General features: G+C 68.3%; 16 protein-coding genes, 1 tRNA gene and 1 pseudogene. 7 read left to right on the top strand and 11 right to left on the bottom strand.

Annotated features, from left to right (window positions below; all coding sequences use genetic code 11):
• Positions 1-26: 26 nt before the first annotated feature.
• The 7 genes from ACGFZL_RS04230 to dcd all read right to left on the bottom strand — a co-directional run bounded on the left by ACGFZL_RS04230 (position 27) and on the right by dcd (position 4,890).
• A complete protein-coding gene (locus ACGFZL_RS04230) occupies positions 27-797 on the bottom strand; it encodes a GntR family transcriptional regulator (RefSeq protein WP_393689086.1) in 771 nt (256 codons plus the stop codon).
• Between the two features lie 56 nt (positions 798-853).
• Positions 854-1,273, bottom strand: a complete 420-nt coding sequence (locus ACGFZL_RS04235; protein ID WP_393689088.1) for a TIGR03668 family PPOX class F420-dependent oxidoreductase — start codon at positions 1,271-1,273, stop codon at positions 854-856.
• Between the two features lie 27 nt (positions 1,274-1,300).
• A complete protein-coding gene (locus ACGFZL_RS04240) occupies positions 1,301-2,161 on the bottom strand; it encodes a nuclease-related domain-containing protein (RefSeq protein WP_393689090.1) in 861 nt (286 codons plus the stop codon).
• A gap of 519 nt (positions 2,162-2,680) precedes the next feature.
• Entirely contained in the window at positions 2,681-3,082 is a 402-nt protein-coding gene (locus ACGFZL_RS04245) for a hypothetical protein (protein ID WP_393689092.1), read from the bottom strand.
• 282 nt (positions 3,083-3,364) lie between these two features.
• Positions 3,365-3,712: a hypothetical protein gene (locus ACGFZL_RS04250; RefSeq protein WP_393689094.1), complete on the bottom strand. Its 348-nt coding sequence runs from the start codon at positions 3,710-3,712 to the stop codon at positions 3,365-3,367.
• A gap of 79 nt (positions 3,713-3,791) precedes the next feature.
• On the bottom strand, positions 3,792-4,301 hold the full coding sequence (locus ACGFZL_RS04255) for a phosphoribosyltransferase (protein WP_393689096.1): 510 nt from the start codon (positions 4,299-4,301) through the stop codon (positions 3,792-3,794).
• 13 nt (positions 4,302-4,314) lie between these two features.
• Positions 4,315-4,890, bottom strand: a complete 576-nt coding sequence (gene dcd, locus ACGFZL_RS04260; RefSeq protein ID WP_125629797.1) for a dCTP deaminase — start codon at positions 4,888-4,890, stop codon at positions 4,315-4,317.
• Positions 4,891-5,396: 506 nt separating this feature from the next.
• Between dcd and ACGFZL_RS04265 the strand changes: the two genes are divergently transcribed.
• The 3 genes and pseudogenes from ACGFZL_RS04265 to ACGFZL_RS04275 all read left to right on the top strand — a co-directional run bounded on the left by ACGFZL_RS04265 (position 5,397) and on the right by ACGFZL_RS04275 (position 6,325).
• Positions 5,397-5,470, top strand: a tRNA-Gly gene (locus ACGFZL_RS04265).
• A gap of 220 nt (positions 5,471-5,690) precedes the next feature.
• Positions 5,691-5,810 (top strand): annotated as a pseudogene (locus ACGFZL_RS04270) (XRE family transcriptional regulator); the annotation flags it as partial.
• Positions 5,811-5,854: 44 nt separating this feature from the next.
• On the top strand, positions 5,855-6,325 hold the full coding sequence (locus ACGFZL_RS04275) for an NUDIX domain-containing protein (protein WP_393689098.1): 471 nt from the start codon (positions 5,855-5,857) through the stop codon (positions 6,323-6,325).
• A gap of 140 nt (positions 6,326-6,465) precedes the next feature.
• Here the strand turns inward: ACGFZL_RS04275 and ACGFZL_RS04280 are convergent, their stop codons facing one another.
• Positions 6,466-6,864, bottom strand: a complete 399-nt coding sequence (locus ACGFZL_RS04280) for a PIN domain-containing protein (protein ID WP_393689100.1) — start codon at positions 6,862-6,864, stop codon at positions 6,466-6,468.
• Positions 6,861-7,142, bottom strand: a complete 282-nt coding sequence (locus ACGFZL_RS04285) for a hypothetical protein (RefSeq protein ID WP_393689102.1) — start codon at positions 7,140-7,142, stop codon at positions 6,861-6,863. Before ACGFZL_RS04285 ends, ACGFZL_RS04280 begins: the two co-directional genes overlap by 4 nt.
• Before the next feature lie 239 nt (positions 7,143-7,381).
• Here ACGFZL_RS04285 and ACGFZL_RS04290 point away from each other — a divergent pair, with 239 nt between their 5' ends.
• Positions 7,382-8,155: a hypothetical protein gene (locus ACGFZL_RS04290; protein WP_393689592.1), complete on the top strand. Its 774-nt coding sequence runs from the start codon at positions 7,382-7,384 to the stop codon at positions 8,153-8,155.
• On the opposite strand, the gene ACGFZL_RS04295 is transcribed toward ACGFZL_RS04290, so the two are convergent.
• Positions 8,137-8,442 carry a hypothetical protein gene (locus ACGFZL_RS04295; RefSeq protein ID WP_393689104.1) on the bottom strand — a complete coding sequence of 102 codons (306 nt, stop codon included), beginning with the start codon at positions 8,440-8,442 and terminating at the stop codon, positions 8,137-8,139. The two genes, ACGFZL_RS04290 and ACGFZL_RS04295, sit on opposite strands and share 19 nt — an antisense overlap.
• A gap of 151 nt (positions 8,443-8,593) precedes the next feature.
• Here ACGFZL_RS04295 and ACGFZL_RS04300 point away from each other — a divergent pair, with 151 nt between their 5' ends.
• Both ACGFZL_RS04300 and ACGFZL_RS04305 read left to right on the top strand, forming a co-directional pair.
• Entirely contained in the window at positions 8,594-8,917 is a 324-nt protein-coding gene (locus ACGFZL_RS04300) for a DUF4190 domain-containing protein (protein ID WP_355167994.1), read from the top strand.
• A 94-nt stretch (positions 8,918-9,011) separates the two neighbouring features.
• A complete protein-coding gene (locus tag ACGFZL_RS04305; protein WP_355167996.1) occupies positions 9,012-9,596 on the top strand; it encodes a TerD family protein in 585 nt (194 codons plus the stop codon).
• A gap of 55 nt (positions 9,597-9,651) precedes the next feature.
• Here the strand turns inward: ACGFZL_RS04305 and ACGFZL_RS04310 are convergent, their stop codons facing one another.
• The gene (locus tag ACGFZL_RS04310; protein WP_393689108.1) at positions 9,652-10,974 is read right to left on the bottom strand and encodes a peptidase; all 1,323 of its coding nucleotides are present in this window, start codon (positions 10,972-10,974) and stop codon (positions 9,652-9,654) included.
• A 391-nt stretch (positions 10,975-11,365) separates the two neighbouring features.
• On the opposite strand from ACGFZL_RS04310, the gene ACGFZL_RS04315 reads away from it, so the two are divergent.
• Entirely contained in the window at positions 11,366-12,142 is a 777-nt protein-coding gene (locus ACGFZL_RS04315) for a polysaccharide deacetylase family protein (RefSeq protein ID WP_393689110.1), read from the top strand.
• Positions 12,143-12,162: the final 20 nt, after the last annotated feature.

The raw sequence follows: 12,162 nt of genomic DNA on the forward strand, positions 1-12,162 counted from the left end.
AAGGTCCCCTTGGAACGCCTAGTCGATCATGGGATGTCGATGACGTACCGGAAGACGTGCCGGTCGCACGGCACGCGCGAGTCCAGCGCTTCAACCCTTCGGCCTGCGGAGGTGTGGGCGGTACGGAGCACGCGAGCCAGAGGCACACCTGGAGGGATCACGAGTGACTCTGCCTCTTCTGGTGTTGGCATGCGAATCTCAAGATCCTCAACGAACTGCGTGATGCGCTCCTTGATCGGCCCCTTGGGGTCCTCGATCACTCGGCTGACGCCGCCACGGATCTTGCGGGGCTCAGCGACTTCGGTGCCCGCGAACAGGTCAGCCGGGTAGTAGCCGTCCACAAGCTGCATTGGTTCGTCGTTCACGAAGAACGCGCGGCGCCGGACGATCACTTCCGTGCCTTCTGCGACCCCGAGCAAGGCCGCCATGTCCGCTGGGGCCGGCACCGACTCGACCGACAGGATGCGTTGCTCGGGGCGCAGGCCCTGGGCGGCAGCTTCTGCGTTGAAGTTGCTCACGCCCGTGTCGCGGCGCTTGCGGAAGTTCGCGCCCGTGGTGAGCATCTGCACGTTGGGTCGAGGGCGAACGAAGACGCCCCGACCCTGCTCGCTGACAAGGAGCCCATCAGCCTTGAGCAGAGCCAGCGCCTTGCGAACGGTCACTCGCGTCGTGGTGTACTGATCCTTCAGTTCGTTCTCTGACTTGAGCTTCTCGCCGGCGCGCAACTCCCCCGACAGGATGCGTGCACGCAGTTCATTGGCGATCTTCCGATACGGAGGAAGATCCTTCTCGGCCATTCAGGTCACCTCAGCTTGGCTATGCAAGCCAGCTTACGGGGCGTTGCCGACATACGTCATCCGGCGAAGCTCCAGCCTGTCCAGGCGTCGACCTGGATGGCGACCACGGGCCCGCTAGGCGGTGTCTCGACATACTGGCGGTACTTCTGTTGCAGCAGCGGAAGAGCCCTCTGGCGGCGTTCATCGTCCTCCCAGATCTCCGCCAACCCATCCGCGCGAGCCCACCAGAGCGCCGACCAGTCATCCGCATAGTGATCGACCAGGAGCGAGACGCGGGGGTTCTCAGCGATGTTCCGCAGCCGTCGCAGGTTTGTCGTGCGCTTGGGCTTGTGGTCGATCACGAAGTAGACCGTGTCGCCCTCTACGGCGAAGGTCACGGGAACCACATGCGGGGTCCCGGCCACGTCAACGGTCGCGAGCCGAGCGACGGAAGCTCCGACGAATCGCTCCCGGGAATCAACGGCGGAGAGGCTCATGAGGTCAACGTACCCACCTGGCTAGGGCTACCTCTGGCTATCGTCCATCCAGTTGCGCTGGTCGCGGGCGACCGTGTAGATCGCCTCGACCTGGTCGGGGCGAAGCACACCAGCGAGCGGGGCGAAGTCGGCGAGTCCCCGTTCACGTATGGCTCGCACGTCTTGGAGCGATCGCTCTACCCGCAGGCTCGACGGCTTCACGAAGACGAGTAGGGGCTTCACCGCGACGGGAAACCCACAGCCACGTTCCAGGGTCCGGGATGCTCGCGCGGCTTCAGCGCGGCTCTTCCCTAGGTAGGGACGTGCGGGTCCGTGGTTGACCTTCACCACGTTGTCCCCCACCCAGATGTCCATGCCAGTGTGGTTCTTCGTGTTGATCGTGAACACCCCTCCAGGACCGATCAACAGGTGATCGATGTCCTGCGTGGGCGTGACCATGATCGAGTGCAGGGAGCGCCAGCCATGCCGGCCGAGCCGCTTCAGCTCCCGCCCTACGATGCGTTCGCCCGCGTATCCCGTTCGCCACGATGCGTCGTCCGTCGCCCGGCCCAGGGACCAGGCGATGAGGCGGCCGAAGACGCTGGGAGAGCGACCCTTGATCTCACGGCGGAGGGAGAAGCCCGGGGGATTGCCCGCCAGGTCGTACTTGGGGGGAAGGCTGGGCAAGCTGACATCCGAGGAGCTTCCCGTGGGGACCGTCACGGGGGTTGAGGGACGTATGAGGTACGGCGCGAGCGCCTCCAGCGCAGCCTCGCGGAGTACAGGAACTTTGACCTCGATGTGCCCCGTCTTCCGGTCGAACCACGCCACCGTAGAACCGTCCGGCCTGTTGACGTACAGCCGGTCGTGACCGTGACGCTTCCACGCCGAGACCTTCAGCTCATCCATGCTCCGCCCCCGGCAGCCGTGTGATCCATCCCCATGGCAGCAGGCAGTACTTCAGCCTCGCAAGGATGCCCAACCGGCCAGCCGCGAGCGGAAGCTGTTACAGGTTTCTCTACCTCATCAAGCCCCGGCTGCGCTCCGCTCCGCCGGGCGCGCTTCCCGGCTCCGCTCCGGGCGACGCTCCTGCCTTCGGCCCGCTCCGCCCGCGCTGCGCCGACGCGCGCCCACATGTGGATAGGGCCGGAAGCCATGAGTCGATCACCGCATATAGCGGCCCGCGGTCAAAGACGATGCCTCCGGCGGGGGATCGGCCGGCACCGGGATGGAGGGGGCGCCGTCGCCGACCGCGGGCACGTTGGGGCGTGCGTGGGGTGCTCCCATCCCGTCCACCGCCGACCCAGGCAGAGCCGAGCAGACGCGGCCCAGGGCGTCCAGGTCGTTCGTACAGTGGCGCGCTCCACCTGGACGCCCTGAACCACGCCCGCTCCACGGTGTGTGGGTCGACGGCGGACGGGATGGGAGCTAGGCAGAGTGGTGGGCTGAGCCAGCCCTCATCTTCCAGTGACGCAGGTCGTGGAAGTCTTCGATGCCCTCTGTGCCGGGTTGTCCTCGATATGCGTTGCTGACGAACATCGCGGTACGTACTTGATTGGCGCAGCGTTGGGCGCTTTGATACGTAACGCCATTACACCGATACCGTCCTGTGCGGATGTCGTGGGCCATATCGAGGAGGTGGGCGCGAAGTTGGTTCGCTTCCTCGAACGTGGCTTCCGGAAAGACAGCAGCTTGGCCACCAGCTCCATGCGGGCGCCGAGGAGCTTCACGGAGCATGACACTCAGAGGATCGGTACGGGGCAGACGGTCTGCAAGGCTGTTGGCGACAAGATCCGACACCTGGAAACGGACAAGCTGCTCGGTAGGCATGCACCCATCCTTGCCGGATCGGTCTCCGTCTGTGGGGACTTGGCACAAGTGACAGCCTTCTTAGTCGGTCGTCGGGCAGACGTTGCGGCCGGATCTGTCAAGAGGGCATTCGGTACCTGACATCAACGGATGACACCAACAACCACGGACTTCCATGGTCAGCGCCGGACTTCAGCGCGCCGTCGACCGAGGAGCCCAAGTGGTCGAGCGAGGTAGCAACAGCCCCATGATCGACCTGATAAGGATGAGGCCAGGAAGCACACTCCTGACCTCATCCTTGCGTCAGATCCAAATGGACCACGCTCCAGCGACCGTCGCGAGCACCAGGCCAGCACCAGCCAGCCAAGCCGGCCCGCGTAGGTCGTCCATCGCTTGCTCCCACACGAGACGCTGCGTCCACTCGTAGCTGTACATGAGACGCCCCGCGTTGTACTTGGGCTCCCGTACGGCACGCATCGCCGCCGAGCGATCGGCGTGGGTGCCCTCTGGTGCCTGGATGATCGCGTCAATAGCGGTGAGGTCATTCACCAAGCGCCGGTAGTCACGGCGAAGGGAGACAGAACCCCAGATAACGGCCGCCAGCGGCAATAGACCGCCCAGGATGGTCACCAACGTCAAGGACAGCTTCATGACCTAGAACCCTAGAGTCTCGAAGCCGGGTTGCACGCCCCTATAGCCGGATCGGTCTGGTAGCAGTGCACAACCCAGGTCAGAGTGCTTCCTTGTTCATTCTGGGCACCCCACCCGACCTATGTACTGGAGGCAAGACACTCCACGGGAAGTTGATCCACTCGTCGGTGCGCTTCCAGACGTACTCGCACCGCACCAGCGAGTGGGACTTCTCGTAGACGACCGCGCTGCGCACCTCGGCGACGGTGTCGAGGCAGAAGTCCCGCACCAGCTTCAGCGTCTTGCCCGTGTCGGCGACGTCGTCCGTGATGAGGACCTTCTTGTCGGAGAAGTCGATGACGTTGGGGACGGGCGCGAGCATGACGGGCATCTCGAGCGTCGTGCCCACGCCGGTGTAGAACTCCACGTTCACGAGGTGGATGTTCTTGCAGTCCAGGGCGTAGGCCAGGCCGCCGGCGACGAAGACGCCGCCGCGGGCGATGGAGAGCACGACGTCGGGCTCGTAGCCGTCGTCGGCGACGGCCTGGGCCAGTTCCCGCACGGCGACGCCGAACTGCTCGTAGGTCAGGTTCTCCCGTACGTCACTCATGCTCGCGTCCTGCTCATACCTGGGTTCGGTGGAAGTTGAGGAAGGACCGGGAGGCGGTCGGCCCCCGCTGGCCCTGGTAACGGGACCCGTACCGCTCGCTGCCGTAGGGGTGCTCGGCGGGCGAGGTGAGCCGGAACATGCACAGCTGGCCGATCTTCATCCCCGGCCACAGCTTGATCGGCAGGGTGGCGAGATTGCTCAGCTCCAGCGTCACGTGCCCGGAGAACCCGGGGTCGATGAAGCCGGCGGTGGAGTGCGTGACGAGCCCGAGGCGCCCGAGCGAGCTCTTGCCCTCCAGCCGGGAGGCGAGATCGTCGGGCAGCGTGATGACCTCGTACGTGCTGGCCAGCACGAACTCGCCCGGGTGCAGGATGAACGGCTCGTCGCCCTCCGGCTCCACGAGCCGGGTCAGGTCGACCTGCTCGACGGAGGGGTCGATGTGCGGGTACCGGTGATTCTCGAACACCCGGAAGTAGCGGTCGAGGCGTACGTCGATGCTGGACGGCTGCACCATGGAGTCGTCGAAGGGATCGATCCGCACCCGCCCGGCGTCGATCTCGGCCCGGATGTCCTTGTCAGAGAGAAGCACGCCCCGAGGATACGCAAGGCGCGCGGAGCAGCGGAAACCGCCACCGCCCGCGCGCCAGGCCGGCTACTGCTCCTGCTCCTACCGCTTCCCCACGCTCACGCCCATGCTCACCGGCACGGCACTGCGCAGCCGCGCGCACCGCGGACACCGGACGAGCCGTCCGGGCCCGAGCCGCTCGGCCTGCTGCATCGGAAACGAGGCGGTGGTGAACACGTGCCCATCGGCACAGCGGAGGACGGTGCGATCCATCAAGTCCTTCAAGTCCCTTCCCCAGAAGCCGCGTCCGCCGGAATCCCTGGCGACAAAAGCCACATTACGGGACCAGGGCGACGGCACTCCAGGCGGCACTCCGCCCGCCCGCACCCTGCCCGGCGCGGCCCACCGTACGCCCCACACCCCTCCCCCGGCACACGCCTCGCAGGCCCCCGGCGACGGACGCCGGGGGCCTGCGATGGGGTACAGTGAGCGAGCGTTCCGACACCGGTTCCAACCGATTGCCGTATCACGCGGGTGTAGTTTAATGGTAGAACATCAGCTTCCCAAGCTGAGAGCGCGAGTTCGATTCTCGTCACCCGCTCCACAGCCAAGGCCCAGGTCACAGACCCGGGCCTTTTTGCTGTTCGACACCTCTCACTCGCCACGTGCCAGAACCTCGATCGCCCGGCTTCCCTGCCACGGACCGCCGTGCCCTCCTGACGGTGCGGTCGATCATCCCCGCGACCTCCTGCTGCCGTGCCTCCTCGGAGTGCTGGTAGCTGCCCGGCCCGGGTCATCGTTCGTGTCACCGCGGCCACGCCGGCCGTTCACTTGCCGCAGTACCTGGCATCGAGGTGCGCACCCATGCCACCACGCTCTACAACTCGATCTATCGTGCGGATGACCAAGCACTGGTCAATGCCCATGTCTGGGGCGTGAACGCCTAGGGCACTCCCGAAACCGCGACGCCGGTACGAGAAGGGTGACCATGGCACGGACCGAGTACTACGACGACCCAGCGGCACCGGAGCCGAACAGCCTGGTGGTTGCCGCGTCCGCTGTGGTCACCGACGACGAAGGGCGCGTACTCCTTCAACGTCGCAGGGACAACGATCTGTGGGCGCTACCTGGTGGCGGCATGGAGATGACCGACTCACTGCCAGGAACGGCCGTCCGCGAGGTGAAGGAAGAAACCGGACTGGACGTGGAGATCACCGGGCTCGTGGGCACTTACACCGACCCGCGCCACATCATCGCCTACTCGGACGGTGAGGTGCGCAGGCAGTTCAACGTCTGCTTCACCGCCCGTGTGGTCGGGGGCCGGCTCGCGATCTCGGACGAGTCAACGGAGCTGCGGTTCGTCCAGCCGCAGGAGATCGATCAGCTGCCGATGCACCACACGCAACGCCTCCGGATCCGCCACTTCCTGGAGCACCGTGAGCGGCCCTACCTCGGCTGATCGGCTGGGGCGGAGCCCTTTTGACAGGGACAGTGATGGTCGTGCGATCTGTGCCGCGCGAGTTCGATTCTCGTCACCCGCTCCATGAAGAAGGCCCAGGTCGATGACCTGGGCCCTCAGTCGTCTCAAGGCGTCGCGGCTCAGACCTTCTCGGCGTTCAGGCGCGGATGGTCGGCGGTGAGCAGCGCGATGTCTTCCACGTCCGAAGTCAGAATCGTCACCCGGCCGGGATGCTGCAGGGCGGTCGCGCACAACATGGCGTCGATGGCGTACTTGTGGCCGTGCAGCCCCGCTGCCCGCAGCAAGGCGGCAGCGGATTGCGCGACAGGTTGGCTCACGGGCTCGACACTCAGGCGGGACAGGGTCCACTTCAGTGCGGCGTCGTTGATCTTCGGATGGATCACCTCGACCAACACGGCCGCCGAGGTGATGACGGGCATGTCCGCGTCACGAGCCGCCGTCAGCCACTCGTGGATTTCCCGATCCCGCTGTACGGCCTTTGCCAGGCCCTCGCTGTCCAGAACCAGGACACCACTCACGCGGCCACCCCTGCGTCCGTGGCGCCTCCAGTGAGCCGGGCACGCTTGGCCGCCACCGCCTCGGGGTCGGCCGGACCGTGCACCTTGTCGAAGTCCGCGATCAACTCGTCCAGGTTGTCGCGCTCGATCTGCCGCTGGGCCGCCTTCTCCAGGTAGGCCGAGACACCTCGCTTGCCGACCCGCTCACGGATGGCCTGAAGAGTTCCGGCGGTCAAGGTGACGGAGATGCCGCTGGTGGGGCCGTCGCCGGGCGGGAAGTCAACGTCGTCGTCAGTCACACTCCGAGTATGCCATTTAAAGTGGCATAGCGGGGTGCGAGTGCGCGAGTCGGCTCTGATCGGCCTGCCGTAGTCGCAACCCCGGGGGCGAGGTGCCGTGGTGATCGAAATGTTGTCGTGGGACGTACAACCGTGAACCGGTGCTCGCTGTCCCACTGTTGCCCATGTGGAGAGGGACTTCGGCCGGGGCGTTCGTGCGCTCGGTGTGGGCTTGTAGGGGTGGGAAGGACGGCTTGGGGATGGGGAAGGCGATGTGGAGAGTGCTGGTGGCCGCGGGGGCGGTGGCTGTGTTCTCGGGGGTGGGTGCGGTGCCGGCCGGGGCGGCCGAGGGTGGGGTTTCCTTCAGTCGGGTCTCGGTGAACGGTGGGAAGGCGATCGTGGTCGGGGTCAAGGAGGAGGTCGAGGTGCGGGCGGCCTTCCGGATGACGACCAAACTCAGGTACGACGGGGGGCCGATGGTGTTCCCCTGGCGAGGGAGCGGCGTCGGTGGGCTGTACAACACCGTGATCACCAGCGACTGCAAGGTGGTGGACAGGGCGAACGGCGTCTGCGACTTCGACGAATGGCTGTACATCGACCCGCGGCACATCGACTTCGGGAACGAGGACGCCGGGACCTGGAAGGCTGTCGGTCAGGTCTTCCTCGCCGGTGACGCCTACGACATCGACGACCTGCACATCCCCCTGCAGCTGAAGCGGGCCACCCGCCTCACCGTCAACGCCTCGCCGGAGCCGGTCGTGGCCGGGAAGACGATCACCGTGACCGGCGGGGTCACGCGGGCGAACTGGGACACCCACACGTACCAGGGGTACGGGGGTCGCACGGTGTACCTGCAGTTCAAGGCGGCGGGCGCTGCCTCGTACACGACGGTCAAGAAGGTGATGTCGAGCAGCTCGGGGGCGCTCAAGACCACGGTGAAGGCCACCCGGCCGGGGACGTGGCGGTGGACGTACTACGGGAACACCACCTCCGGGGCCAAGTCGTCGACCGGGGACTACGTCGCCCTGCGATAGGGCAGCGGTGTTTCGCGGACCGTGAGCGGGCCTATGGCCGCGTCCAGTTCCGGGTCCGTGAGAGGGCCCGCGGTGGGTAGGCCCGCCCAGCGGTCCAGCTCTCGGAGGCGCTCCACCGGGACGTGGTAGACGGTGAAGAAGTGGGCCATGAGGGCGAAGACCCCGAAGTCGTCGCCCATCTCCCGCATCGCCCACCGCGCAGCCTCGGAGGGCGGGCGGCCCTCCTCGGCGAGTCGGCGCAGGCCGGCCGGGATCGCCGAACGGTCGGTCATGTGTTCGCTGCCCACAGCGCGAAGGGTTCCCGTGTGTCCTGGAATCACTCGCCCGGCAGCGGTCTCCAGAACGTGACCAGGCCGGTCGGCTAGCCTGAGCGGCCTACGGGGTGGTGAAGGGGGCCGGGTGCGGGACGTGGGCGGGGCGAGCGAGGTGTCCGGGAGGGTGGCGGCAAGTACGCGGAACCGGCCCGCCAAGGTGAGTGGGTTCCTCGCGCTGGCGGCCGTCGCCTTCCTCGGGAACTTCGCCACCGGGATCGCCTGGATCAACCCCGGTGTCTTCATCGGGTTCGCCGTGCTGTGCGCGCTGGCGGCCATACCGGTCGGGCACGTGGGGCGGTTCCGCGGGCGGCGCTTGGGCGGGGACGGGCGGGGGATCGCCCTGGCCGGGATCCTGACCGGCTGGCTGGTGCTGATCGTCTGCGCGCTCGCCGTGCTGGCGTTCGTCGGGCTCATCGCCGGGCTCGCGGTGCTCGGCGACCGGCTCTGACCGCCGGGTCGGGACCCCGCCCTGCGGGGCGTCCGGCGTGGCGGGCAGACTCTGGGCTGTAGTCACGTGCGTAACAACGGAGGGCGATTCGGGCATGATCACGCTGACCAAGGAAGACGGGCCCGCCGATCTGGACGGCGTCACGCACCTGTCCATCGGGGTTTCCTGGGATCCGACCGCCGGCAGCAGCGGCGGCGTGATGGGGAAGCTGCGGCGCAAGACCGGCACCGACCTCGATCTGATCGCCGTCGCGATGCAGGGCGGGGACCCGGTGCGGCTCGCCGGCCTCGACTCGCTCGACCCGATGGGGAACGGGTCGCTGCTGCACAGCGGCGACAACCAGACCGGGCACGGCGACGGGGACGACGAGACGGTGACCGTCGAGTTCGCCCGGCTGCCCGCGCCGATCACGTCGATCGTGTTCGTCGCCGCCGCCTACAAGAAGGGCAGTTCCTTCCAGAAGGCCCGCAACATCAGCTTCAAGGTGTACGACGCCACCGGGGGCAGCACCCAGCAGGTCGCCGACATCTGGCCCAGCCTGCTCAGCCAGGACAACGGGTGCGCGGTGGCCAAGGCCGTGCGGGTGGGCGGGACCTGGAAGCTGGAGGTCATCAACGAGACCGGGAAGGTCAAGCAGGGTGACGAGCACGCCCTGATGCGGTTCGCCGTCAGCAAGTAGGCAAGCAGACGCGAAGGCGCCGCCCGGCAGCGGGCGGCGCCTTCGCGTCGGGCCGTCAGGCGTCGGCGTTCGCCCTGCGGCGGCGGCTGACGAGCATCGTGGCGGCGCCGAGGACGAGGGCCGCGGCGGCTGCCAGGCCGGTCTTGGGGAGGGCGTCGCTCGCGCCGGTGTCGGCGAGGGCGCCGGTGGTGGAGGCGGTGGTGTCCGTCACCGGGGTCACCGGCGTCACCGGGGTGGTGGCGCTGCCGCCCTGCTCCGTGGCCGTGTTGCCGGTGCCGGGGCGGGGCGCGGGGGTCTCGGAGGCGCCGCCCGGGGTCGTCGTGCCGGGCGTGGTGGTGCCGGTCTTGGGCACGATCTGGAAGATCTGGCCGTCGAGGTCCGGGAAACCGCCGCAGGAGCCGTCCTCGTTGATGTAGTCGGCGCTGACGTTCGCGGCCCCCTGCCCGGCCGGGACGTCGGCGGCGGCCTTCAGGCGCAGCTTGACGTCGACCGAGCCCTTCGGCGCGAACGAGCCGACCGACGTGCCCTCAAGGCCATCGGCGTCGCGCCAGGTCGGGTCGGCGGCGGTGGACCACTCCAGGTCGAGGTAGGAGCCGAGGTCCTTGACGCCCTCGTCGTCGAAGGCGCTGACGAACACGTACGGGTAGACGGCGTCCAGCTTCTCGCCGGTGCCGTTGGTGACGCGGAGGGTGAAGGTCGTCGTACTCCCGCCGGTCACGCGGTCCGGCAGCCCGCTGACGCCGACGGTGAGCTTCGGCGCGGGGACGCAGTCGCCGCCCGGCTCCTCGCCTCCGCCGGCCTCGGCGTCCTCGAGCGCCTTCTTTGCGTCGTCCAGCGTGCCCTTGGCCTCGTCCCGCGCCTTCTGGAGCAGGCCGATCTTCCGGGACTGGGCGACGCGGGCGTCGTCGTGGGCGGTCTCCGCCTCGGTGACCCCGGCGTCGGCGGCCGTCTTCGCCTCCGCGGCCTCCTGGGCGGCCGTCTCGGCCTTGTCCAGTACGGTCTGCGCCGCCGCCTTGTCCTCGTCGGTCGTGGCGGCGTCCAGCTTCGCCTGCGCGTCGACGACGGCCTGGTCGGCCTCCGTCTTGGCCTGGGCGGCGGCGGCTGCGGTCTTCTTGGCGGCGATGACCGCGGCCGTGGTCGGGTACGTCTCCGCCTCCATGCCCTCCTTGAGGAGGGTGATGGCGTCGGCCACCGCGGTGACCGAGGCGTCGTACGCCTTCTGCGCGCGGTCGACGGCCTGCCGCAGCTCCTCGATGGTGGGCTTCGCCTCCTGCGTCCGCGCGGCCGGCTTCTCGTCGGCGAAGGCGGGTGCCGCCGAGAGGAGCAGGGCCGGGGCGGTCACCGCGGCGGCGACGGCGGTGGCGAGAACATGGCGCATCTTCACATGGACCCCTGATCGGGTGGCGGTACGGCGGCTGAAAGGTGTGGGGGCGTCGTGGTCGCGGGGTGGTCACGCGGTACGGCGCTCCGGTGATCGTATGACCTGCGTGATCCGGGCCACGGGCGGTGCTTGGCGCGGCCGGGGGCCATGCCGCCGGGGCAGGGGGACAAAGGGGCCGTGCGTGAACAGTTGCGCGCGTAGGCCGCACTCTTTCTGTGAGCCATCTCATCGCGCGCGACGGTTCCGCCGCGGCGGACGGTGTCGGCGTACCCCTTCCGTATGGTCCGCGGTCTGTAACGGACGCAGCCCCGTGCCGCCGCCCGGCATCCTCCCAAGTGGCCCCACTTCGAACGGGGTCGACGGGCGACGGCGTGAAGGCGGGGCGGACATGGCGCGGCACGCGGGTGGGCGGGGCTGGTACGGCAAGGTGCTCGGGGCGGCGCTCGGGGTGACGATGCTCGCCACCGGCGCCTCGGTGTGGACGGCGCAGGCCGGTCCCGCGGGCCGGTCCCCGGCGCCGACGGCGAGTGCGCGGGCCGGGTCCGAGAAGGCGGTGAAGCCGGTCGGGGTGACCATCGTGCACGCCTCCGACCAGGGCGCGCGGGGCGTCAACATCACCGTCGACGACGGCCCCGACCCCGTGTGGACGCCCCAAGTCCTGGACGTGCTGCGGGAGTACGGGGTCAAGGCCACCTTCTGCATGGTGGGGACGCAGGCGAAGGCGCACCCCGACCTCGTGAAGAAGGTCGTCGCGGAGGGGCATCGGCTGTGCGACCACACGGTGTCGCATGACACCGCCATGGACAAGAAGCCGCCGGCCTACCAGTCGCGGGAGATGCTCGACGCCGAGCGCATGATCACCGAGGCGTCCGGGGGTGTGCGGCCGATGTACTACCGGGCTCCCGGCGGGGCGTTCACGCCCTACAGCCGCAAGCTCGCCGCCTCCCGGGGCATGCGGCCCCTGGGCTGGAACGTCGACACCAAGGACTTCGAGCGGCCGGGCACGGACGCCATCGTCGCCACCGTCGAGCGGGAGCTGGCGGGCGGGCCGACGCTGCTCTTCCACGACGCGGGCGGCGACCGCTCCCAGACGGTGGCGGCGCTGCGGCGCGTGCTGCCGTGGCTGAAGGAGCAGGGGTGGACCTTCGGGTTCCCCGTCCGCTGAACCCGGTCCGGTCTGGTCCG

It is taken from the genome of Streptomyces sp. NPDC048182 (genome assembly GCF_043202555.1).
GTDB lineage: Bacteria > Actinomycetota > Actinomycetes > Streptomycetales > Streptomycetaceae > Streptomyces.

Coding starts and splice junctions, on each gene's coding strand:
- ACGFZL_RS04230 (WP_393689086.1), bottom strand. CDS start 797: ATGGCCGAGAAGGATCTTCCTCCGTATCGGAAGATCGCCAATGAACTG.
- ACGFZL_RS04235 (WP_393689088.1), bottom strand. CDS start 1,273: ATGAGCCTCTCCGCCGTTGATTCCCGGGAGCGATTCGTCGGAGCTTCC.
- ACGFZL_RS04240 (WP_393689090.1), bottom strand. CDS start 2,161: ATGGATGAGCTGAAGGTCTCGGCGTGGAAGCGTCACGGTCACGACCGG.
- ACGFZL_RS04245 (WP_393689092.1), bottom strand. CDS start 3,082: ATGCCTACCGAGCAGCTTGTCCGTTTCCAGGTGTCGGATCTTGTCGCC.
- ACGFZL_RS04250 (WP_393689094.1), bottom strand. CDS start 3,712: ATGAAGCTGTCCTTGACGTTGGTGACCATCCTGGGCGGTCTATTGCCG.
- ACGFZL_RS04255 (WP_393689096.1), bottom strand. CDS start 4,301: ATGAGTGACGTACGGGAGAACCTGACCTACGAGCAGTTCGGCGTCGCC.
- ACGFZL_RS04275 (WP_393689098.1), top strand. CDS start 5,855: ATGGCACGGACCGAGTACTACGACGACCCAGCGGCACCGGAGCCGAAC.
- ACGFZL_RS04290 (WP_393689592.1), top strand. CDS start 7,382: ATGGGGAAGGCGATGTGGAGAGTGCTGGTGGCCGCGGGGGCGGTGGCT.
- ACGFZL_RS04305 (WP_355167996.1), top strand. CDS start 9,012: ATGATCACGCTGACCAAGGAAGACGGGCCCGCCGATCTGGACGGCGTC.
- ACGFZL_RS04310 (WP_393689108.1), bottom strand. CDS start 10,974: ATGCGCCATGTTCTCGCCACCGCCGTCGCCGCCGCGGTGACCGCCCCG.
- ACGFZL_RS04315 (WP_393689110.1), top strand. CDS start 11,366: ATGGCGCGGCACGCGGGTGGGCGGGGCTGGTACGGCAAGGTGCTCGGG.